Origin of the sequence: Bacillus subtilis subsp. subtilis str. 168, assembly GCF_000009045.1 — a bacterium.
Classification (GTDB): domain Bacteria; phylum Bacillota; class Bacilli; order Bacillales; family Bacillaceae; genus Bacillus; species Bacillus subtilis.
In genome coordinates this window covers 2,528,286-2,548,219 of the sequence record NC_000964.3, presented here as the reverse complement: position 1 = coordinate 2,548,219, position 19,934 = coordinate 2,528,286, and the positions used below count along the sequence as shown (strand labels likewise).

The window sequence follows — 19,934 nt, the reverse complement described above, 5'->3', positions numbered from 1 at the left end:
ACACATGAAGCACCGTTATTTGCCCGCAACAGAAAAGGATAAACAGGAGATGCTTGCTACTATCGGCGTAAGCAGCATCGATGATTTATTTGCTGATATACCGGAAAACGTCAAATATAAAAAAGAGCATCAAATCAAAAAAGCGAAATCAGAGACAGAATTAACAAGAGAACTGACAAAGCTGGCCTCTAAAAATCGTGATACCGTACAATACGCTTCTTTCTTAGGAGCGGGTGTATATGACCACTATCAGCCTGTCATTGTGGATCATGTCATTTCGCGCTCTGAGTTTTATACCGCATATACGCCTTATCAGCCAGAGATTTCACAAGGAGAGCTCCAGGCTATTTTTGAATTCCAAACGATGATCTGTGAACTGACAGGCATGGATATCGCCAACTCCTCGATGTATGACGGCGGAACAGCCTTGGCAGAAGCAGCAATGCTTGCTTCAGGCCACACGAAAAAGAAAAAAATTGTTGTGTCAAAAACCGTGCATCCTGAATCGCGAGAGGTGCTGAAAACTTACGCAAAAGGTCAGTATATTGATGTTGTTGAAGTACCCGCTGCGGATGGCGTTACGGATCTTGATGCATTGCGCCAAACCGTTTGCGAGAACACAGCCGCAGTGATCGTTCAGTACCCGAATTTTTTCGGCAGGATCGAGCCGCTAAAGGATATTGAGCCTATCGCTCATCAAGGGAAATCCATGTTTATTGTTTCAGCCAACCCGCTGGCGCTAGGTCTTCTCACTCCGCCGGGCAAGTTTCAGTCTGATATCGTCGTCGGTGATGCGCAGCCTTTCGGCATTCCTTCAGCATACGGCGGCCCGCATTGCGGCTTTTTTGCCGTTACTAAAAAATTAATGAGAAAGGTGCCGGGCCGTCTCGTCGGACAAACGGAAGACGAAAACGGAAAAAGAGGCTTTGTGCTTACCCTGCAAGCCAGGGAGCAGCATATCCGCCGGGATAAAGCAACATCAAATATATGCTCGAACCAAGCTTTAAATGCGCTGGCAGCATCAGTGGCCATGACTGCTCTCGGAAAAAACGGCGTAAAAGATATAGCCCGCCAAAATCTCTTAAAAGCCAACTATGCAAAGCAAGAAGCAAAAAAAGCAGGCCTTACTGTTATGTTTGACGGGCCGATGTTTAATGAATTTGTCATCAAACTGGATGAGCCGGTGAGAGCTGTGAACAAGCGTTTGCTGGCAAAAGGCATGATTGGCGGATATGATCTTGGGTTGACGTATCCAGAGCTGGACTGCCATATGCTGATTGCTGTAACAGAGCTGAGAACAAAAGAAGAAATTGACGCACTCATTCAGGAATTGGGGGATCGCCATGAGTAATCAGGACCAGGCACTTATTTTTGAACTTTCAAGAGAAGGCCGAATCGGCTATAGTCTGCCGGAGCTCGATGTACCGGAAATCGAATTGGGGGACCTCTTGTCAGACACCTATATTCGTGACGAAGACGCAGCGCTGCCGGAGGTTTCAGAGCTGGACATCATGCGCCATTATACAGCGCTGTCCAAACGCAATCACGGGGTGGATTCCGGTTTTTATCCTCTCGGTTCTTGCACGATGAAATATAATCCGAAAATCAATGAAAAAATCGCACGTATTCCTGGTTTTGCTGCGATTCATCCTCTTCAGGATGAAGACACGGTGCAAGGCGCATTAGAGCTTTTATATGATTTAAGCAAACACCTTGAAGAAATAACGGGAATGGATGAGGTTACGCTTCAGCCTGCTGCCGGAGCGCACGGCGAATGGACGGGGCTGATGATGATCCGTGCCTATCATGAAGCTCGCGGGGATTTCAAGCGGACGAAGGTCATTGTCCCTGATTCCGCGCATGGGACGAATCCTGCATCAGCAACAGTAGCAGGCTTTGAAACCGTTACGGTGAAATCGAATGAAAAAGGGCTTGTTGATTTAGAGGATTTAAAAAGAGCAGTGAATGAAGAAACTGCAGCTCTTATGCTGACGAATCCGAACACGCTCGGCTTGTTTGAGGAGCAGATTACAGAGATGGCGGAAATTGTACACCAAGCGGGGGGGAAACTGTATTATGACGGCGCTAATTTAAATGCCGTTTTAAGCAAGGCGAGACCTGGTGATATGGGATTTGACGTGGTGCACCTCAACCTGCATAAAACATTCACAGGCCCTCATGGCGGCGGAGGCCCCGGCTCAGGCCCTGTCGGCGTAAAACAAGATCTGATTCCTTATTTGCCAAAGCCAGTTTTAGTCAAAAAAGAAGGGCGCTTTACGTTTGATTATGACCGCCCTCATGCGATCGGCCGTGTGAAGCCGTATTACGGCAACTTTGGCATTAATGTGAGAGCGTATACGTATATTCGCTCCATGGGGCCTGACGGATTAAAGGCTGTTACTGAGAACGCAGTGTTAAACGCCAATTATATGATGAGAAAACTCGCGCCTTATTACGATCTTCCGTTTGACCGCCATTGCAAGCATGAATTTGTATTATCAGGGAAGCGGCAGAAAAAGCTGGGAGTGCGTACGCTTGATATTGCAAAACGGCTCCTTGATTTCGGCTATCATCCGCCGACGATTTATTTCCCGCTTAATGTTGAAGAATGCATCATGATCGAGCCGACAGAGACCGAATCAAAGGAAACACTGGACGCGTTTATTGATGCTATGATTCAAATCGCAAAAGAAGCGGAGGAGAATCCGGAGCTTGTTCAGGAGGCCCCGCATACAACGATTGTAAAAAGAATGGATGAAACAAAAGCGGCGAGACACCCAGTGCTCAGATACGAGGCGGAAGAAAGATAAATAAAAACAGCTGTCTACCAGACAGCTGTTTGCTTTATTTCTTCGCTTTAATCTTTCCGCCCCATTTTTTAAAGCCGCCTTTTAGGTTGTAAATCTCAGTGCAGCCGTTTTTGCGCAGGGTTTGTGCCGCGCGTCCGCTGCGGACACTGTTTTGGCAGTACAGGTAAACAGGCTTGTCCGTACGGATCTCATTTTTTCTCTGTTTCAGCTGGGAAAGCGGGATGTTGCGGGCGCCTAAAATATGTCCGCCCTCAAACTCATTTGGCTCACGAACATCAATAAGCTGCGCTTTGCGGTAACCCGCGCGGAATTCTTCTTCGGTAAGTGTTTTCATAATTCGCTGCTGATAGACATATGAAGCAATCATATAGATGATAAATGCAGCAAAAATAATCAAAACGATCATATTAGACAATGTGATTCTACTCCTTTAGCATATAAAATCAAAACCCTGCTTCATAAAACAAGGTCATAGAGCCGTTTTCGACAAATACTATTATAGTAAAGCACAGCGTGATTGTCATCTATAATGGAACTAAAATATTTTTCATTTTCCCGACAGTTTGATAAACTGATTCTATTAAAACGGTAAGGAAGGTCTTAAAATGCAAAAAGAAACTTGGCGGTTTATAGACTCAGGCAATGCAAGTCCTGCATTCAATATGGCGCTTGATGAAGCGCTTTTATATTGGCACAGCGAAAAGAAAATCCCCCCGGTTATCCGTTTTTACGGCTGGAATCCGGCGACACTTTCTGTAGGGTATTTTCAAAATATTAAAAAGGAAATCAATTTTGAAGCAGTACATAAATATAATCTCGGATTCGTCAGACGCCCGACCGGCGGGAGAGGTGTGCTGCACGATCAGGAACTGACATACAGCGTAATTGTTTCGGAAGAGCACCCCGAGATGCCGGCGACTGTTACTGAGGCTTACCGGGTTATTTCAGAAGGCATACTTCAAGGCTTTAGAAATCTCGGTCTGGACGCTTACTTTGCCATCCCGAGAACTGAAAAAGAAAAAGAAAGCTTAAAAAATCCGCGGTCATCTGTTTGTTTTGACGCGCCTTCGTGGTATGAACTAGTGGTTGAGGGGCGCAAGGTGGCGGGAAGCGCGCAAACGAGACAAAAAGGTGTGATTCTTCAGCATGGCTCCATTCTTCTTGATTTAGATGAGGACAAGCTGTTCGATCTGTTCTTATATCCAAGTGAAAGAGTAAGAGAGCGGATGCAGCGCAATTTCAAAAATAAAGCGGTTGCCATTAATGAACTCATCGAAAAGCGGGTGACGATGGATGAGGCTCGTAAAGCCTTTAAAGAAGGATTTGAAACAGGTCTTAACATTCATTTGGAGCCATATGAACTTTCTCAGGAAGAGCTTGATTTTGTTCATCACTTGGCTGAAACAAAGTACGCTTCAGATGAATGGAATTATAAGCGGTAAACAGGGCTTTTGACCCGCGGAGCATCCTTGTTTTTTCAAGTTCATTAGTGTAAACTTGTAATGGTTTATAAAGTTAAGGTGCTTTTTGGGAGGGTTTCGATGACAACACCAAGTATGGAAGATTATATTGAACAGATTTATATGCTGATTGAAGAAAAAGGATATGCACGAGTTTCCGATATCGCGGAAGCATTGGCAGTCCATCCCTCCTCTGTAACAAAAATGGTTCAAAAACTAGATAAAGACGAATATTTAATTTATGAAAAATATCGCGGTCTCGTGTTAACGTCTAAAGGGAAAAAAATAGGCAAACGGCTGGTATACAGACATGAATTGCTTGAGCAGTTTTTAAGAATCATTGGTGTTGATGAAGAGAAAATATATAACGATGTCGAAGGAATCGAACATCATTTAAGCTGGAACAGTATTGATCGCATCGGGGATCTTGTTCAATATTTTGAAGAAGATGATGCCCGTAAAAAAGATCTGAAATCAATCCAAAAGAAAACAGAACATCATAATCAGTAAAAAGGCGGTCTCGAAGGAGGCCGTCTTTTTTGATACGCTGACGCCACCCGTCATTCGTTGGTCTATTTCTTCGCGTGTTTTCTTAAAATGGTAATAAACGATCGGATGGAGGGGGAGGGAATGAGATGTATATTGACGGTGTGTTTTCCGGCGGAGGAGTAAAAGGCATTGCGCTCGCAGGCGCTTATGAAGTGCTTGAGGAAAAAGGCTTCCGCTTTAAAAGAGTTGCGGGTACAAGCGCCGGCGCCATTATTGCCGCTTTCATTGCGTCAGGTTACACCAGTAAGGAAATCCACGCTTTAATTGAAGAAGTGGACGGAGAGAAATTGCTGGATCAGAGGTACTCATTTCTCCCCTTAAAGATGCTCCAGTGGGTGTCCATCTACTGGCGTCTTGGCTTATACAAAGGCGATACGATAGAAAAATGGATTGCTGATCTGTTAAGAGCGAAAGGCATAAGGGTTTTCGGCGATTTGCAGAAAGGGTCTCTGCGCCTTATTGCTTCTGATCTGACAAACGGCACCATGATTGTTTTGCCGGACGATTTGGCCCGTTACGGGTTAAATCCAGATATGTTCCCGGTTGCCAGAGCGGTCAGAATGAGCTGCAGCATTCCGTATTTCTTTGAACCGATAAAATTAAAAACGGACACAGGCACCGCCACGGTTGTCGACGGAGGCGTGTTAAGCAATTTTCCAATCTGGCTGTTTTCAAAGGAAAGAAAGCGCCCTGTGATCGGTGTCACGCTTGCGCCGCGTGAAAGAGAGCGTCCGAAAAAAAATATCCGCAACGCTTTTGAACTGTTCGGCGCCCTGTTTGAAACGATGAAGGATGCTCATGACGCAAGGCACATTGCGTCACGCTATGAACAAAATATCATTTTTCTCCCTGTTGATGACGTAATGGCCACTGATTTTCATTTAACACAACAAAAAAAACTAGCCCTGATTGAGCTAGGTAAAAGACGGACAGAGCTGTTTTTAAAGCAGTGGACCTATTAAAAAAGCGCTCTGTTTTTCTTTTTATTTTTTTTCCCTTCTATAACAGTCAGCTGAGTCTGGCTTTTTTTCTTGAGAATCATCGGCTTAGGCTTGCTGGCGCTCGGAACGCTTCGCAGGTGGCTGACACGTCCCTTATGTCCGGCGCGGTGTTTTGCTTTTTGTTCTTTCATCCGGCGCCGTGATTGTTTCGCCGCTTTTTTGAAGGCTGCTCCTTCGCTGCCCGCATTTCGATTCATTACATATTTCACAATAAAATAAATAATGATACCTGCCACGATGACGGTTACCGCCATTTTTGCCATTTCTCCGGGATTGGTTACCAGCACATAGAGGAAACCGAACGCTCCCAGCGCAATTAATACAGCAATAATAGGTTGTACACGATGATTCATAACTGTCCACCTCCGAAAGTAATAGCAGGGCAACGGATTTTAGATGACGTTGTGAGAAGGCTTCTGATTTTGCTCAGACAATGCTTCGAGTCTGAGAAGTTCGTTAAAGCTTTCGATGGCAACTTCAACCTGTTCATCCTTAGGTTCCTTTGTGGTTAACAGCTGAAGCCAAAGTCCCGGGTACCCAAGTAATTTCAGACCGGGAATGTCACGCACTTTGTTTGTCAGCTGCAGAACTTCAAAGGATATACCAAGCACGACCGGTATCAGTGCGACACGATCTATAACACGCAGCCAAAGCGGATCTGTCGGAACGAGTAAATAAACAAACATGCCGACAATAATCGTAAATAAAATAAAGCTTGATCCGCAGCGGTAATGAAGCCGAGATTGGTTTTGGACATTCTCCACAGTAATTGGCAAATTCTGTTCATAACAGTTTATGACTTTATGTTCGGCTCCATGATATTGAAACACTCTTTTAATAAGCGGTGTCATGGACAAAAAATAGATGTAACCGAGCAGCAAAATCAACTTAAACAGGCTTTCAATCGCGATTTGCGCTGTGTTCAAGGAAAAAATCGGCCTTGTCAGTTCCGCTAAGAAAACTGGAACCAATGTAAATACGAATTTACTGAACAAAAATGATAGGACGCCTATAACTGCGAGGCTGAGATACATAGACAGCCCAGAGGATTTTTTTTCTTCCTGCTCAAGTGTCTCGTCTTCAGATGGATCGAGCCCGTAACGTTCGCTTGAAAAATTCAAATGCTTTGTGCCGTTTGCACTCGCTTCGATAATGGCCGCGATCCCCCGTAAAAACGGTATCTTTTTCACGATGTTCAGTTTCGGGTTGTGTTTGCGTGGAAGCTTAAAAAAGTCAATGCTTCCATCCGTTCTTCTGATGGCTGTAACGTAATGATGCTTTCCGCCAAACATAACGCCTTCCACAACAGCCTGCCCGCCGTAAGCGGGCGGAACTTTATGTTTTGACATATTATCAACCTGCCTATTTCTTTAGGATTGCTAACCATTTCCTTTCACTCTATTGTACAGGAAACAGCGCTAAACCTCTAGATTGACAGGCTGAAAAAATTGCCATAGCCTTGCTTTTTCTACATGCATTATACCCGTTATTTTCAAATTTTACTCGCAGCTGCCAAAAAGTGTGAGCTTTTTTATTGACATTTCATTTTTTGGGCACACTTTAACTGGAGGTGCCATGATGACAAGCGAAAAAGATACAGAACAAAATGAAGAATTGAATGAGAAGCAAAAGCCGCCTGTTTCAATGGCCGGCAGGGTGGCGGCAACAGGTTTTTGCGGAGGCGTACTTTGGAGTTTCGTTGCTTATATCGCATATTTGTTTCATTTTTCCGAAATCAGCCCGAATATGATATTGCAGCCGTTTGTACTCGGAGAGTGGAAAAAACATGGGCTGGGAACGGTAATCAGCATCATTTTGATTGGAGTAATTTCAATTGGCGCAGCATTTCTTTATTTTCTTCTATTGAAACGTTTAAAAACAATGTGGCCGGGTATTTTATACGGCTTGGTGCTTTGGCTGCTCGTGTTTTTTGTTTTTAATCCGATTTTTCCAGATGTGCGCACGGTGACCGAACTGACATCAGATACAATTATTACGACCATTTGCATTTATTTGCTTTACGGGCTGTTTGTCGGGTATTCTATTTCATTTGAATACAATGAGCTGAATTCGGAAAAGCTTGCACGTGCGCTGGGAATGCATAGAGAATAGTGTATAATCCTTTTCCAGTATGATAAAATGTTCACGAGAAGTGAACATTTTTTACATGAGAAACCCTCGCGAAAAGGAGAGATTGTGTGCCTCATTTTTTGATTTTGAACGGACCGAATGTTAACCGGCTTGGGAGTCGTGAGCCTGAAGTATTCGGCCGCCAGACACTGACCGATATTGAAACAGATCTTTTTCAGTTTGCTGAAGCCTTACATATCCAGCTCACTTTCTTCCAGTCTAATCACGAAGGTGATTTGATAGATGCGATACATGAGGCTGAGGAGCAATACAGCGGGATTGTTCTGAACCCCGGCGCCCTGAGTCATTACAGCTATGCGATCAGGGATGCTGTTTCAAGCATCAGTCTTCCTGTGGTAGAGGTGCATTTATCAAACTTATACGCCAGGGAAGAATTCAGGCATCAGTCGGTTATCGCTCCTGTTGCGAAAGGGCAGATTGTCGGTCTTGGAGCTGAAGGCTACAAGCTTGCTGTTCGCTACTTATTAAGCCAGCAAGGGGGAGAATCAAGATGAAGCTAGAGAAATTAAGAAACCTGTTTGGACAGCTGGGAATTGACGGCATGCTGATTACAAGCAACACTAATGTACGCTATATGACAGGGTTTACAGGTTCGGCGGGTTTGGCTGTTATATCGGGTGACAAAGCAGCGTTTATTACGGATTTTCGTTATACTGAGCAGGCGAAGGTTCAGGTAAAGGGTTTTGAGATCATTGAACATGGCGGCAGCTTGATTCAGACCACTGCCGACACTGTTGAATCGTTTGGCATCAAGCGTCTCGGCTTTGAACAGAACAGCATGACATATGGCACTTACGCTTCATACAGCGCCGTTATCAGTGATGCCGAATTAGTGCCTGTGGCTGAATCCGTGGAAAAGTTGCGCTTGATTAAGTCTAGTGAAGAGATTAAGATATTAGAGGAAGCTGCGAAGATTGCAGATGATGCCTTCAGACATATCTTGACGTTTATGAAACCCGGCATTTCTGAAATCGCTGTTGCCAATGAGCTGGAGTTTTATATGAGAAGCCAGGGAGCAGACAGCTCTTCTTTTGATATGATTGTCGCCTCAGGCCTTCGTTCAAGCCTTCCGCACGGTGTGGCCAGTGACAAACTGATTGAAAGCGGAGACCTTGTTACGCTTGATTTTGGCGCTTATTATAAAGGATATTGTTCTGATATTACCCGGACGGTCGCTGTAGGTCAGCCCAGTGATCAATTGAAGGAGATCTATCAGGTTGTATTTGATGCTCAGGCGCTTGGCGTCGCACATATTAAGCCGGGAATGACAGGAAAAGAGGCTGACGCCCTCACAAGGGATCATATTGCTGCAAAAGGCTACGGTGACTATTTCGGCCATTCAACCGGGCACGGGCTCGGCATGGAAGTTCATGAATCGCCGGGATTATCCGTCAGATCTTCAGCTATCCTTGAACCGGGTATGGTGGTCACAGTGGAGCCGGGCATTTACATACCAGAAACAGGCGGTGTCCGCATTGAAGATGACATCGTGATTACAGAAAACGGCAACCGGACAATCACCCATTCCCCAAAAGAACTTATTATTTTGTGATTGGAATATAGGAGGACATTAAACATGATTTCAGTTAACGATTTCCGTACAGGATTAACAATTGAAGTAGATGGCGGCATTTGGCGCGTCGTTGACTTCCAGCACGTAAAACCTGGAAAAGGTGCGGCATTTGTCCGCTCTAAACTCCGCAACCTTCGCACTGGCGCGATTCAGGAAAAAACATTCCGCGCTGGTGAAAAAGTAGCGAAAGCGCAAATCGAAACCAAAACAATGCAATATCTATATGCAAACGGAGATCAGCACGTATTTATGGATACTTCTTCTTATGAGCAGCTTGAACTGAGCGCAACTCAAATCGAAGAAGAATTAAAATACCTGCTAGAAAACATGTCTGTGCATATCATGATGTACCAGGATGAAACACTTGGTATCGAACTTCCAAACACAGTTGAGCTGAAAGTTGTTGAAACTGAACCTGGTATTAAAGGTGATACAGCGTCAGGCGGTACAAAACCTGCGAAAACTGAAACCGGGCTTGTTGTAAACGTGCCGTTCTTTGTGAATGAAGGCGACACACTTGTTGTCAATACATCAGACGGTTCTTACGTTTCAAGAGCATAGAAAGAAAAAAAGAAGTCTGTTCCCAAATGGGAGCAGGCTTTTTTTGTGCCCAAAAACAGAATCTTTCTTTTATACGAAAATGACAAGACTACTTCAGCAAGCTAGAGCATATCATATAAAAAAATGGGAGGTTGGGAGAGTGCTATGAAATTTTTACTTGGAAATATCAATTCTACTGTTTTAACAATGGCGGGATTACGAGTTTTATCCTCTATGATTGAGCTGACGGCAGCAATTGTCATGCTTGTGACCAACGATGTCCGGAAGGCGGTTGTGGTTAACAGCATTCTCGCTATTGTCGGTCCGTTGATTTTTATCATTACAATGACTGTCGGAATCTACCAAATTGCCGGGCAGCTTTCGTATGCAAAGCTGATTCTGATTTTTACGGGTGTTGTCTTGATTTTGGCGGGTGTTCATAAATAAAGAGAGGCTTGTCATAAAGTCTGCCTCACATCATACATTTTAAAGAAGCCAATCGGTAGAAAGGAGGAGGCTCTGTTGAATGAAATCGCTGAGGTTCTCCCTGAATCCATGAAAAACGCCCTTTCTGAAATACCGGAACAACAATGGCTGGAAATCGAAGAAGTCAGAATTCGGATCAACCGCCCTGTTGAATTGATTCGAAGAGGACAACCTGTTTATTTGTCCTATGCGGGCACGGCCGAGGATGCCCATCTGATCCTGAGCCGGCTCAGCAACTATAGTATGTATACACTTGAAGAAGAGCTGAAGAAAGGGTATGTCACGATCAGAGGCGGCCACAGAGTCGGACTGGCGGGCAGAGTCATTACGGAAAACGGAGGTGTGAAAGGCCTCCGTGACATCGCATCTTTTAATATACGAATTGCCCGGCAAAAGCTGGGGATTGCGGAGCCGCTGCTTCCATACTTATATCAAAACAGCTGGCTGAATACGCTGATTATCGGACCGCCCCAAACCGGCAAAACAACACTTCTCCGGGACCTTGCGAGGCTCTCAAGCACCGGCAAAAAAAACATGCTGCCCGTAAAGACAGGGATCGTCGATGAACGGTCAGAGATTGCCGGATGTCTTCGCGGTATTCCGCAGCATCAATTTGGTCAGAGAATTGACGTGTTAGACGCCTGTCCAAAAGCTGAAGGGCTGATGATGATGATTCGATCCATGAGCCCTGAGGTGATGATTGTCGATGAAATCGGGCGTATGGAAGATACAGATGCACTTCTGGAGGCGCTGCATGCCGGTGTTTCAGTAATCGTATCGGCGCATGGCTGGAGTATATCCGACCTGATGAAGCGGCCTTCATTGAAGCGTTTGTGGGAAGAAAGAGCCTTTGACCGCTATTTGGAATTATCAAGAGCAAAAGGGCCGGGCACAGTGAGCCAAATTTATGACAAAGACGGAAATGTGCTGTCTAGGACGACGGGCGTGAAAACATGCTGAAGCTGCTGGGCGCTGTATTCATTGTGGTAGCGACAACATGGACAGGTTTTGAGATGGCGAAGATTTATACAGAACGGCCGCGGCAAATCCGCCAGCTGCGTGCGGCGCTTCAATCCCTCGAGGCTGAAATCATGTACGGCCATACACCGCTTCATACTGCTTCACAGCAGATTGCCAAACAGCTCGCACAGCCTGTTTCAACTCTTTTTTCCGCATTCAGTGATCAGCTGGACAAGGGAAGTGATTCCGCGAAAACGGCGTGGGAGCAAAGCTTAAAGAAGGTATGGGACACCCTGTCTTTGAAAAAAAGCGAATACGAAGTGCTGAAGCAGTTTGGCGAGACGCTTGGGATTCATGATCGAATCTCTCAGCAAAAGCACATCAAGCTGGCGCTGACACATTTGGAAGCCTCAGAAGCGGATGCTGAGCAGGCGCAAGCGAAAAACGAAAAGATGATAAAAAGTTTGGGCTTTTTAGCGGGCTTGTTACTCATTCTTCTATTGATGTAAACGTGAGGGGAGCAAAAATAAAATGGGAGTAGACGTGAATGTCATATTTCAAATCGCCGGAGTGGGAATCGTGGTCGCTTTTTTACACACGATATTGGATCAGATGGGCAAGAAAGAATATGCTCAGTGGGTGACGCTGTTAGGTTTTATCTATATTTTATTTATGGTCGCCACGATTGTAGATGACCTATTTAAAAAGATAAAAGCTGTGTTTTTATTCCAAGGATAGGGGGGCTTGCAGATTGACATTGTTCAAATTGTAGGTTTAGGGCTGATCGCCACCTTCCTTTCTTTAATTGTAAAAGAACAAAAGCCGACTTTTGCGTTTTTAATCGTCGTTTTTGCCGGATGTGCCATTTTTCTTTATTTGGTAGACCAAATCTACGACATTATTCGAATGATAGAAAAAATTGCGATTAATGCAAATGTCAACATGGTCTATGTTGAAACCATTTTAAAGATTATCGGAATCGCCTATATTGCTGAATTCGGGGCACAGCTCACAAAAGATGCCGGTCAAGGAGCCATCGCCTCGAAAATAGAATTGGCGGGGAAAATTTTAATACTCGTAATGGCTGTGCCTATTTTAACCGTCATTATCGAAACGATTCTCGGACTTATACCTTCTATGTCATAACCGAAAGGAGGCGGTAGATTGAAGCGCTTTCAATGGGTTTTGCTTTTGGCCGTGCTGATCATAGCAGGCCGTGCAGAAATTGTACAAGCAGCTGGTAATGCAGAACAAACGGAAGACCATGCTGAAACAGCCGAGCAATTAGCGGAAAGGACAGCAGCCTCGCTTGAAACAGATAAGATCGGGGAATTTTGGAATGACATTATGACAGAATACGGCGGACTGCTGCCGGAAAGCCAAAAAGGCAGCTTAATGGAGTTTATCAATGGCGATAAATCATTCTCACCGCAAGAATGGCTGAAAGCTCTCTTTTCTTATTTGTTTCATGAAGTGCTTGCCAACGGAAAGCTGCTGGGCACATTGATTTTGCTCACGATTTTTTGCGTCATTCTGCAGCTTTTGCAAAATGCTTTTCAGCAAAGCACCGTCAGTAAGGTCGCTTACTCAATTGTGTACATGGTGCTGATTATCCTTGCGCTTAATAGCTTTCATGTGGCAATTAACTATGCAACTGAGGCGATTCAGACGATGACCAGCTTTATCCTGGCGCTCATTCCGCTCCTCTTGGCGCTTTTGGCTTCCTCAGGCGGAGCTGTATCTGCTGCCTTCTTTCATCCTGTTATCCTCTTCCTGATGAACACGAGCGGTCTCTTGATTCAGAATATCGTCATGCCGCTGATTTTTTTATCAGCGATTCTGAGCATTGTCAGCACGATGACTGAACAATACAAAGTAACGCAGCTGGCTAACCTGCTCAGAAATATCGCCATCGGAGCACTGGCTGTTTTTCTTACCATCTTTCTCGGCGTCATCTCTGTTCAGGGAGCGTCAGCTGCAGTGACAGACGGCATTACGCTCAGGACGGCTAAATTTATAACCGGAAATTTTATTCCTGTGCTTGGCCGAATGTTTACAGACGCAACAGATACAGTAATCAGCGCCTCTTTACTGCTGAAAAATACGGTAGGGATTCTCGGTGTCGCTATTTTGATCTGTATTGCGGCATTTCCGGCAATCAAAGTGCTTTCCCTCGCTTTTATTTATAAGCTGGCAGCCGCGATTCTTCAGCCGCTAGGAGGCGGGCCCGTCATCACCTGCCTCGACGTCATCAGCAAAAGCGTCATTTATATTTTTGCAGCTCTCGCCATTGTGTCTCTCATGTTTTTTTTAAGCCTTACTGTCATAATCACAGCCGGAAACCTCACGATGATGATGAAATGAAGGAGGCAGGCAAATGAGTTTTTTAACGGAATGGCTTACCACCATCGTGTTGTTTATCCTATTTGCAATTGTGATTGATATGCTGCTGCCGAGCTCCAGCATGCAAAAGTACGCAAAAATGGTAGTCAGCCTGCTCTTGATTGTCGTCATGCTTACGCCGATTTTTAAACTTTTCAAGACAGACCCCGAAGTCATCTTTGAATACCTCACAAAAAACGGGCAGTCAGAGTCTGCCGACATAAAAAATCAAATCAATTCAAAAAAAATAGAAATACAAGCTTCCCAGCGCGCATATATTCTAGAAGAAATGGCTGTCCAACTAAAAAAGAAAGCGGAGGAGAGATTCAGTCATGATGAATATAAAGTAGGCCGCATCAAACTCACGGCAGGAGAAAAGGTAGATTCAGAAGAGGATATTAAAACAATCAGCGTGTATATGGCCCCGTCTTCTGAAAAAACGGTCCAAACGGTCGCGCCGGTCCACATTGATACAGATCATGCATACGTAACAAAAGAAGCAGCCGAACAAAAAGAAGCCAAACAGATACAAACGCAGCTCGCGGACATTTGGGAAATCGGAAGTGAGAAAATTACGGTTCATATGGAAGGCGGGGAGAGTGTCGGCAATGAATAAAAACGGATTATGGAATGTATTGAAAAAGCAGTTTCTTCCGGGACAAACGAAGGACGGCGAAAAGCCGAAGCTGACCAAATATCATTACTTTCTATTCGTTTTTGTTCTCGGAGTTTCCTTTATGCTTGTCAGCCAGCTGTTTTCTTCACCTGAGAAAACTGAAAACGCCAAAACGATAACGGCCGTATCATCACAACATTCCGCAGACAGCAAAGAGAAAACAGCCGAAGTGTTTAAAGCCTCAAAATCTGATAAACCTAAAGACTCGATCGATGACTATGAAAAAGAATACGAAAATCAACTGAAAGAAATTCTTGAAACAATCATTGGTGTGGACGATGTCTCGGTTGTCGTGAATGTAGATGCAACGTCGCTGAAAGTATACGAAAAAAACAAATCAAACAAAAATACAACCACTGAAGAAACTGACAAAGAAGGCGGAAAAAGAAGCGTTACAGACCAATCATCGGAGGAAGAAATCGTCATGATCAAAAACGGCGATAAAGAAACACCTGTCGTCGTCCAAACGAAAAAACCTGATATACGCGGTGTACTCGTTGTTGCTCAAGGAGTGGACAACGTTCAAATAAAACAAACCATTATCGAAGCGGTGACACGGGTCCTGGATGTTCCAAGCCACCGGGTTGCGGTTGCCCCTAAAAAAATAAAGGAGGATTCATAAATGCTTAAAAAACAAACCGTTTGGCTATTAACAATGCTCAGTCTTGTCGTGGTGTTAAGCGTCTACTATATCATGTCGCCGGAAAGCAAAAACGCCGTGCAGATGCAAAGTGAAAAAAGCGCGTCTGACAGCGGAGAGGTCGCAACTGAAAAAGCGCCTGCCAAGCAAGACACGAAGGAAAAAAGCGGTACAGAAACTGAAAAAGGAAAAGAAGATGGAACAAAGGGAACGAAAGATTCATCAGCAGACAAGGAAACATCCGCTGAAGCCAGTGAAAAAGGAACTGTTGTTACGGAAACAGCCGATGATGATTTGTTTACAACGTACCGTCTTGATTTAGAAGATGCCAGAAGCAAAGAAAGAGAAGAGCTGAATGCCATTGTGTCAAGCGATGATGCAACAGCCAAGGAGAAAAGCGAAGCATACGATAAAATGACGGCTCTCAGTGAAGTGGAAGGAACAGAAAAACAGCTGGAAACGCTGATTAAAACACAAGGTTACGAGGATGCGCTTGTTAATGCTGAAGGAGATAAAATCAATATTACAGTCAAATCAGACAAACACTCTAAATCGAAGGCGACAGCCATTATAGACCTTGTGGCAAAAGAAATCAAAACAATGAAAGATGTCGCTGTCACATTTGAACCCTCTAAATAAGAATGAGGGAAAAAAGCCCGCTAAACAAGCGGGCTTTTTGCGTTGCTGTCATATTAGAGTTGAATTCAAAAGTCCGCTCCTGTAAGATGAACATAGTATGTACTTTTAGTAGTAACCTATAAAAAAAGAAATTTCATACATAGGAGTGCGATTGAATGTTAAATATCAAAGAAATCCACGAGCTGATTAAAGCAATTGACGAGTCTACAATTGACGAATTCGTATATGAAAATGAAGGTGTATCCTTAAAACTGAAAAAACACGAAGCAGGCACGGTTCAAGTCATGCAGCAGGCACCGGCAGCACCTGTACAAGCACAGGCTCCGCAGGCAGTTCAGCCGCAAGCGCAGCAAGCAGCGGCACCTGCCCAAGAAGCACCAAAGCAAGATGAGAATCTGCATAAAATCACTTCACCAATGGTAGGAACATTTTATGCTTCTTCATCACCGGAAGCTGGCCCGTATGTAACAGCCGGTTCAAAAGTAAATGAAAACACAGTTGTCTGCATTGTAGAAGCGATGAAGCTTTTCAACGAAATCGAAGCAGAAGTGAAAGGCGAAATCGTTGAAGTATTAGTAGAAAACGGCCAGCTGGTCGAATACGGACAACCTCTATTTCTTGTAAAAGCGGAGTAAGGAGACTGAACATGATTAAAAAGCTATTGATCGCCAACAGAGGAGAAATTGCTGTCAGAATCATCAGAGCCTGCAGAGAGCTCGGAATTGAGACTGTCGCTGTTTATTCAGAAGCTGATAAAGATGCCCTTCATGTTCAAATGGCCGATGAAGCTTTTTGTATCGGACCGAAAGCATCAAAAGACAGCTATTTAAACGTTACAAATATTGTGAGTGTTGCAAAGCTGACTGGCACGGACGCCATTCATCCGGGATACGGATTTTTAGCTGAAAATGCTGATTTCGCTGAATTATGTGAAGAAGTGAATGTCACGTTTGTCGGCCCGAGCGCTGACGCCATTTCAAAAATGGGAACAAAAGACGTTGCGCGGGAAACGATGAAACAGGCCGGCGTGCCAATCGTACCGGGTTCACAGGGAATTATAGAAAATGTGGAAGAAGCGGTTTCGCTTGCTAATGAAATTGGGTATCCTGTAATTATAAAAGCCACCGCAGGCGGAGGCGGAAAAGGAATTAGGGTTGCCCGCACTGAAGAGGAACTGATTAATGGCATTAAGATTACACAGCAGGAAGCGGCAACTGCATTTGGGAATCCAGGTGTATACATCGAAAAATACATAGAAGATTTTCGCCACGTTGAGATCCAAGTGCTTGCTGATAACTACGGAAATACGATCCATTTGGGCGAACGCGACTGCTCGATCCAAAGACGCCTGCAAAAGCTTTTGGAAGAATCACCATCTCCTGCCCTTGATTCAGAAATCAGGGAGCAAATGGGAGATGCAGCGGTAAAGGCTGCCAAAGCGGTTGGCTATACAGGTGCTGGAACAGTTGAATTTATCTATGACTACAATGAACAGCGCTATTACTTCATGGAAATGAACACGAGAATCCAGGTGGAGCACCCAGTCACAGAAATGGTGACGGGAACTGACCTGATCAAGGAACAAATCAAAGTGGCTTCAGGAATGGAACTGAGCCTCAAGCAAGAAGATGTTGAATTTGAAGGCTGGGCCATCGAATGCCGAATCAACGCAGAAAACCCAAGCAAAAATTTCATGCCGTCACCTGGTGAAATTAAAATGTACCTGCCTCCTGGCGGTCTTGGTGTCCGTGTCGATTCAGCTGCGTACCCTGGCTATTCCATCCCACCGTACTATGACAGCATGATTGCAAAGGTAATCACATACGGAAAAACGAGAGATGAAGCGATTGCCCGCATGAAGCGCGCATTGAGCGAATTCGTCATCGAAGGCATTGAGACAACAATCCCTTTCCATTTAAAACTGCTTGAACACGAAACATTTGTGAGCGGAGAGTTTAATACGAAATTTTTAGAAACATATGATGTAATGGGCTCATAATTTTTACGGAGGTGAATTGAATGAAAGACAACAGCTTGCTTAAAATGGATCACGAAGATACGCATTTGGGTAAGGTTGAGATTGCACCGGAGGTCATTGAGGTCATTGCCGGCATTGCAGCATCAGAAGTTGATGGAGTTGCCGAAATGCGCGGAAACTTTGCGACAGGCGTCGTTGAGCGCTTTGGCAAAGTGAATCATGGCAAAGGTGTCAAAGTCGACCTGGCGGATGACGGAATTACGATCGATGTATACTGTGTCGTTACATTTGGCGTTTCGATTCCGAAAGTTGCAGCATCCGTTCAGGAAAACATTCGTCAAACCTTATTAAATATGACGTCTCTTTCGATTAACGAGATCAATATTCACATCGTCGGCATTCAATTTGACACAAAAGCCCAAGAAGTCCAAATCGACGAAGAAATGTAAATGGCTTAACACGAAACCAAGGGGAGGGCGGCCCTTTGGTTTTTTTACACGTTACCCTTTATTTCAAAGCATGAAGAAAGCCGGCTTACATAGCCGAGTTTCTTCATGAACGTGAAATCCGAATAATCATATTAAGGTGTGTGAAAATATTCGGTAATAGGGTAAAAAAACCTTGATTTCAATATGCGGATACGAAAAAAATATGTTATGATCTCTTTGTGGCTTAACGACAAGCGGATAAAGAGGATCAAAGGAGAAAGAAAATGAAAAGAAGAACAGCAAGAGAAAAAGCTTTGCAGGCACTATTTCAAATTGATGTCAGCGATATTGCAGTGAATGAAGCCATAGAACACGCACTGGATGAAGAAAAAACAGATCCTTTCTTTGAACAGCTTGTACACGGGGTATTGGAACACCAAGACCAGCTGGATGAAATGATCTCCAAGCATCTGGTGAATTGGAAGCTCGATCGGATTGCCAATGTTGACCGTGCGATTTTGCGCCTGGCAGCATATGAAATGGCATATGCCGAAGACATTCCGGTGAATGTCTCCATGAACGAAGCGATTGAGCTGGCAAAACGGTTTGGTGATGACAAAGCGACAAAGTTTGTAAACGGGGTTCTTTCTAACATTAAATCTGATATTGAACAATCATAGGAGGAAAGAAAATGACTGCAACAATCATCGACGGAAAAGAAACGGCTAGAGAAAAACGCGAACAATTGGCAAAAGAGGTAGAAGAGCTTAAAAAGCAAGGCGTCACTCCCGGACTGGCGGTTATTTTGATTGGAGATGATCCTGCTTCTCACTCTTACGTGCGAGGAAAGAAAAAAGCGGCAGAAACAATGGGAATGAATTTCAAGCTCGATCAATTTGACAGCAGCCTCACAGAAGCTGAACTGCTTTCCATTATTGATCAATATAACCAAGACCCTGAGTTTCATGGCATTCTCGTTCAGCTTCCGCTCCCAGACCATATTTCTGAAAAAGCGGTGATCGAACGTATCTCCCCTGATAAAGATGTAGACGGTTTTCATCCGTTAAACGTAGGGAAAATGCTGCTTGGCGAAGATACGTTTCTTCCTTGCACGCCTCATGGAATTGTTGAGCTTTTGAAGAAAACCAATATTGACCTTTCCGGTAAAGAGGTTGTTGTAGTCGGCCGAAGCAACATTGTCGGCAAACCTGTCGGCCAGCTTTTATTAAATGAAAACGCGACGGTTACTTACTGTCATTCAAGAACAGAAAATATTACTGAACATACGAAAAAAGCGGACATCCTGGTGGTGGCAGTCGGCAGAGCCAACTTCATCAGTGCAGACCAGATCAAAGAGGGCGCTGTTGTCATTGACGTCGGCGTTAACCGTCTGGAAAACGGAAAGCTTTGCGGAGACGTTGAATTTGAAGGGGCAAAGGAAAAAGCGTCCTTCATAACGCCGGTTCCGGGCGGAGTAGGTCCGATGACCATCACGATGCTTGCGCATAATACTGTTAAATCTGCGAAACGTACGTTATCATAGATAATTGGAGATATTCACAGGCGAAATGTTTACCCGCCTTGAATATGAGCACGATACCCGCTTCTTCAGGCTCCTAAAGCCAGGGCGGGTTTTCTTTAGTTATGGTGCAGGAATGCTT

Annotated in this window: 26 protein-coding genes; 23 read left to right on the top strand and 3 right to left on the bottom strand. The window is 44.4% G+C overall.

Annotated elements, in window-relative coordinates:
* Positions 1-4 precede the first annotated feature (4 nt).
* Together gcvPA and gcvPB are read left to right on the top strand one after the other, a co-directional pair.
* Positions 5-1,351 (top strand): glycine decarboxylase (subunit 1) (glycine cleavage system protein P), encoded by a 1,347-nt coding sequence (gene gcvPA, locus BSU_24560; protein NP_390336.2) that lies wholly within the window; start codon positions 5-7, stop codon positions 1,349-1,351.
* Positions 1,344-2,810 carry a glycine decarboxylase (subunit 2) (glycine cleavage system protein P) gene (gene gcvPB, locus BSU_24550; protein ID NP_390335.1) on the top strand — a complete coding sequence of 489 codons (1,467 nt, stop codon included), beginning with the start codon at positions 1,344-1,346 and terminating at the stop codon, positions 2,808-2,810. Before gcvPA ends, gcvPB begins: the two co-directional genes overlap by 8 nt.
* Positions 2,811-2,844: 34 nt before the next feature.
* On the opposite strand, the gene yqhL is transcribed toward gcvPB, so the two are convergent.
* Complete coding sequence (gene yqhL, locus BSU_24540) at positions 2,845-3,225, bottom strand: putative sulfur transferase (RefSeq protein ID NP_390334.2); 381 nt, start codon at positions 3,223-3,225, stop codon at positions 2,845-2,847.
* A gap of 190 nt (positions 3,226-3,415) precedes the next feature.
* Between yqhL and lipM the strand changes: the two genes are divergently transcribed.
* The 3 genes from lipM to yqhO all read left to right on the top strand — a co-directional run bounded on the left by lipM (position 3,416) and on the right by yqhO (position 5,781).
* Positions 3,416-4,252 carry a protein octanoyltransferase gene (gene lipM / locus BSU_24530; protein NP_390333.1) on the top strand — a complete coding sequence of 279 codons (837 nt, stop codon included), beginning with the start codon at positions 3,416-3,418 and terminating at the stop codon, positions 4,250-4,252.
* 99 nt (positions 4,253-4,351) lie between these two features.
* On the top strand, positions 4,352-4,780 hold the full coding sequence (gene mntR, locus BSU_24520) for a transcriptional regulator (hydrogen peroxide sensing, allosterically regulated by Mn2+) (protein ID NP_390332.2): 429 nt from the start codon (positions 4,352-4,354) through the stop codon (positions 4,778-4,780).
* Positions 4,781-4,905: 125 nt separating this feature from the next.
* Entirely contained in the window at positions 4,906-5,781 is an 876-nt protein-coding gene (gene yqhO, locus BSU_24510; protein NP_390331.1) for a putative lipase / acyl esterase, read from the top strand.
* On the opposite strand, the gene yqhP is transcribed toward yqhO, so the two are convergent.
* Positions 5,778-6,173 (bottom strand): hypothetical protein, encoded by a 396-nt coding sequence (gene yqhP, locus BSU_24500; RefSeq protein NP_390330.1) that lies wholly within the window; start codon positions 6,171-6,173, stop codon positions 5,778-5,780. The two genes, yqhO and yqhP, sit on opposite strands and share 4 nt — an antisense overlap.
* A 39-nt stretch (positions 6,174-6,212) precedes the next feature.
* On the bottom strand, positions 6,213-7,169 hold the full coding sequence (gene yqhQ / locus BSU_24490) for a hypothetical protein (RefSeq protein NP_390329.2): 957 nt from the start codon (positions 7,167-7,169) through the stop codon (positions 6,213-6,215).
* Positions 7,170-7,395: 226 nt separating this feature from the next.
* Here yqhQ and yqhR point away from each other — a divergent pair, with 226 nt between their 5' ends.
* The 18 genes from yqhR (at position 7,396) to folD (ending at position 19,816) form a co-directional block, all read left to right on the top strand.
* The gene (gene yqhR, locus BSU_24480) at positions 7,396-7,932 is read left to right on the top strand and encodes a putative integral inner membrane protein (protein ID NP_390328.1); all 537 of its coding nucleotides are present in this window, start codon (positions 7,396-7,398) and stop codon (positions 7,930-7,932) included.
* A gap of 86 nt (positions 7,933-8,018) precedes the next feature.
* Complete coding sequence (gene yqhS, locus BSU_24470; protein NP_390327.1) at positions 8,019-8,465, top strand: 3-dehydroquinate dehydratase, type II; 447 nt, start codon at positions 8,019-8,021, stop codon at positions 8,463-8,465.
* A complete protein-coding gene (gene papA, locus BSU_24460) occupies positions 8,462-9,523 on the top strand; it encodes an aminopeptidase (Met-Xaa and Xaa-Pro, Xaa-Pro-Xaa) (protein NP_390326.1) in 1,062 nt (353 codons plus the stop codon). Before yqhS ends, papA begins: the two co-directional genes overlap by 4 nt.
* A gap of 24 nt (positions 9,524-9,547) precedes the next feature.
* A complete protein-coding gene (gene efp, locus BSU_24450) occupies positions 9,548-10,105 on the top strand; it encodes an elongation factor P (RefSeq protein NP_390325.2) in 558 nt (185 codons plus the stop codon).
* Between the two features lie 144 nt (positions 10,106-10,249).
* Complete coding sequence (yqhV, locus tag BSU_24440) at positions 10,250-10,531, top strand: hypothetical protein (RefSeq protein NP_390324.1); 282 nt, start codon at positions 10,250-10,252, stop codon at positions 10,529-10,531.
* 75 nt (positions 10,532-10,606) lie between these two features.
* Positions 10,607-11,530 carry an ATP-binding stage III sporulation protein gene (gene spoIIIAA, locus BSU_24430; protein NP_390323.1) on the top strand — a complete coding sequence of 308 codons (924 nt, stop codon included), beginning with the start codon at positions 10,607-10,609 and terminating at the stop codon, positions 11,528-11,530.
* Entirely contained in the window at positions 11,524-12,039 is a 516-nt protein-coding gene (gene spoIIIAB, locus BSU_24420; RefSeq protein NP_390322.1) for a stage III sporulation protein (feeding tube apparatus), read from the top strand. The genes spoIIIAA and spoIIIAB overlap by 7 nt, the downstream gene beginning before the upstream one ends.
* A 22-nt stretch (positions 12,040-12,061) precedes the next feature.
* Positions 12,062-12,268: a stage III sporulation protein (feeding tube apparatus) gene (gene spoIIIAC / locus BSU_24410; RefSeq protein NP_390321.1), complete on the top strand. Its 207-nt coding sequence runs from the start codon at positions 12,062-12,064 to the stop codon at positions 12,266-12,268.
* Between the two features lie 6 nt (positions 12,269-12,274).
* The gene (gene spoIIIAD / locus BSU_24400; RefSeq protein NP_390320.1) at positions 12,275-12,676 is read left to right on the top strand and encodes a stage III sporulation protein (feeding tube apparatus); all 402 of its coding nucleotides are present in this window, start codon (positions 12,275-12,277) and stop codon (positions 12,674-12,676) included.
* 18 nt (positions 12,677-12,694) lie between these two features.
* Positions 12,695-13,894, top strand: coding sequence for a stage III sporulation protein (feeding tube apparatus) (spoIIIAE, locus tag BSU_24390; protein ID NP_390319.2), 1,200 nt, complete (start codon positions 12,695-12,697; stop codon positions 13,892-13,894).
* A gap of 13 nt (positions 13,895-13,907) precedes the next feature.
* Positions 13,908-14,528 carry a stage III sporulation protein (feeding tube apparatus) gene (gene spoIIIAF, locus BSU_24380; RefSeq protein ID NP_390318.1) on the top strand — a complete coding sequence of 207 codons (621 nt, stop codon included), beginning with the start codon at positions 13,908-13,910 and terminating at the stop codon, positions 14,526-14,528.
* On the top strand, positions 14,521-15,210 hold the full coding sequence (spoIIIAG, locus tag BSU_24370) for a stage III sporulation engulfment assembly protein (protein NP_390317.2): 690 nt from the start codon (positions 14,521-14,523) through the stop codon (positions 15,208-15,210). Before spoIIIAF ends, spoIIIAG begins: the two co-directional genes overlap by 8 nt.
* Complete coding sequence (spoIIIAH, locus tag BSU_24360; protein NP_390316.2) at positions 15,211-15,867, top strand: stage III sporulation ratchet engulfment protein; 657 nt, start codon at positions 15,211-15,213, stop codon at positions 15,865-15,867.
* A 155-nt stretch (positions 15,868-16,022) separates the two neighbouring features.
* Complete coding sequence (gene accB / locus BSU_24350; protein ID NP_390315.1) at positions 16,023-16,502, top strand: acetyl-CoA carboxylase subunit (biotin carboxyl carrier subunit); 480 nt, start codon at positions 16,023-16,025, stop codon at positions 16,500-16,502.
* Positions 16,503-16,513: 11 nt separating this feature from the next.
* Complete coding sequence (gene accC / locus BSU_24340) at positions 16,514-17,866, top strand: acetyl-CoA carboxylase subunit (biotin carboxylase subunit) (protein ID NP_390314.2); 1,353 nt, start codon at positions 16,514-16,516, stop codon at positions 17,864-17,866.
* Between the two features lie 20 nt (positions 17,867-17,886).
* Entirely contained in the window at positions 17,887-18,294 is a 408-nt protein-coding gene (gene yqhY / locus BSU_24330) for an alkaline shock protein (RefSeq protein ID NP_390313.2), read from the top strand.
* Between the two features lie 263 nt (positions 18,295-18,557).
* The gene (gene nusB, locus BSU_24320; RefSeq protein NP_390312.2) at positions 18,558-18,953 is read left to right on the top strand and encodes a transcription termination factor NusB; all 396 of its coding nucleotides are present in this window, start codon (positions 18,558-18,560) and stop codon (positions 18,951-18,953) included.
* A gap of 11 nt (positions 18,954-18,964) precedes the next feature.
* A complete protein-coding gene (folD, locus tag BSU_24310) occupies positions 18,965-19,816 on the top strand; it encodes a methylenetetrahydrofolate dehydrogenase; methenyltetrahydrofolate cyclohydrolase (protein ID NP_390311.1) in 852 nt (283 codons plus the stop codon).
* The last annotated feature ends 118 nt before the right edge of the window (positions 19,817-19,934 follow it).

Excerpts from the sequence above, each read along its gene's own strand:
- yqhO (NP_390331.1), top strand. The coding sequence starts at position 4,906 with ATGTATATTGACGGTGTGTTTTCCGGCGGAGGAGTAAAAGGCATTGCG.
- folD (NP_390311.1), top strand. The coding sequence starts at position 18,965 with ATGACTGCAACAATCATCGACGGAAAAGAAACGGCTAGAGAAAAACGC.
- spoIIIAG (NP_390317.2), top strand. The coding sequence starts at position 14,521 with ATGAATAAAAACGGATTATGGAATGTATTGAAAAAGCAGTTTCTTCCG.
- gcvPA (NP_390336.2), top strand. The coding sequence starts at position 5 with ATGAAGCACCGTTATTTGCCCGCAACAGAAAAGGATAAACAGGAGATG.
- yqhP (NP_390330.1), bottom strand. The coding sequence starts at position 6,173 with ATGAATCATCGTGTACAACCTATTATTGCTGTATTAATTGCGCTGGGA.
- spoIIIAC (NP_390321.1), top strand. The coding sequence starts at position 12,062 with ATGGGAGTAGACGTGAATGTCATATTTCAAATCGCCGGAGTGGGAATC.
- efp (NP_390325.2), top strand. The coding sequence starts at position 9,548 with ATGATTTCAGTTAACGATTTCCGTACAGGATTAACAATTGAAGTAGAT.
- accB (NP_390315.1), top strand. The coding sequence starts at position 16,023 with ATGTTAAATATCAAAGAAATCCACGAGCTGATTAAAGCAATTGACGAG.
- spoIIIAH (NP_390316.2), top strand. The coding sequence starts at position 15,211 with ATGCTTAAAAAACAAACCGTTTGGCTATTAACAATGCTCAGTCTTGTC.
- gcvPB (NP_390335.1), top strand. The coding sequence starts at position 1,344 with ATGAGTAATCAGGACCAGGCACTTATTTTTGAACTTTCAAGAGAAGGC.
- spoIIIAB (NP_390322.1), top strand. The coding sequence starts at position 11,524 with ATGCTGAAGCTGCTGGGCGCTGTATTCATTGTGGTAGCGACAACATGG.
- yqhR (NP_390328.1), top strand. The coding sequence starts at position 7,396 with ATGATGACAAGCGAAAAAGATACAGAACAAAATGAAGAATTGAATGAG.
- spoIIIAF (NP_390318.1), top strand. The coding sequence starts at position 13,908 with ATGAGTTTTTTAACGGAATGGCTTACCACCATCGTGTTGTTTATCCTA.
- accC (NP_390314.2), top strand. The coding sequence starts at position 16,514 with ATGATTAAAAAGCTATTGATCGCCAACAGAGGAGAAATTGCTGTCAGA.
- yqhV (NP_390324.1), top strand. The coding sequence starts at position 10,250 with ATGAAATTTTTACTTGGAAATATCAATTCTACTGTTTTAACAATGGCG.
- papA (NP_390326.1), top strand. The coding sequence starts at position 8,462 with ATGAAGCTAGAGAAATTAAGAAACCTGTTTGGACAGCTGGGAATTGAC.
- yqhQ (NP_390329.2), bottom strand. The coding sequence starts at position 7,169 with ATGTCAAAACATAAAGTTCCGCCCGCTTACGGCGGGCAGGCTGTTGTG.
- nusB (NP_390312.2), top strand. The coding sequence starts at position 18,558 with ATGAAAAGAAGAACAGCAAGAGAAAAAGCTTTGCAGGCACTATTTCAA.
- mntR (NP_390332.2), top strand. The coding sequence starts at position 4,352 with ATGACAACACCAAGTATGGAAGATTATATTGAACAGATTTATATGCTG.
- yqhY (NP_390313.2), top strand. The coding sequence starts at position 17,887 with ATGAAAGACAACAGCTTGCTTAAAATGGATCACGAAGATACGCATTTG.
- lipM (NP_390333.1), top strand. The coding sequence starts at position 3,416 with ATGCAAAAAGAAACTTGGCGGTTTATAGACTCAGGCAATGCAAGTCCT.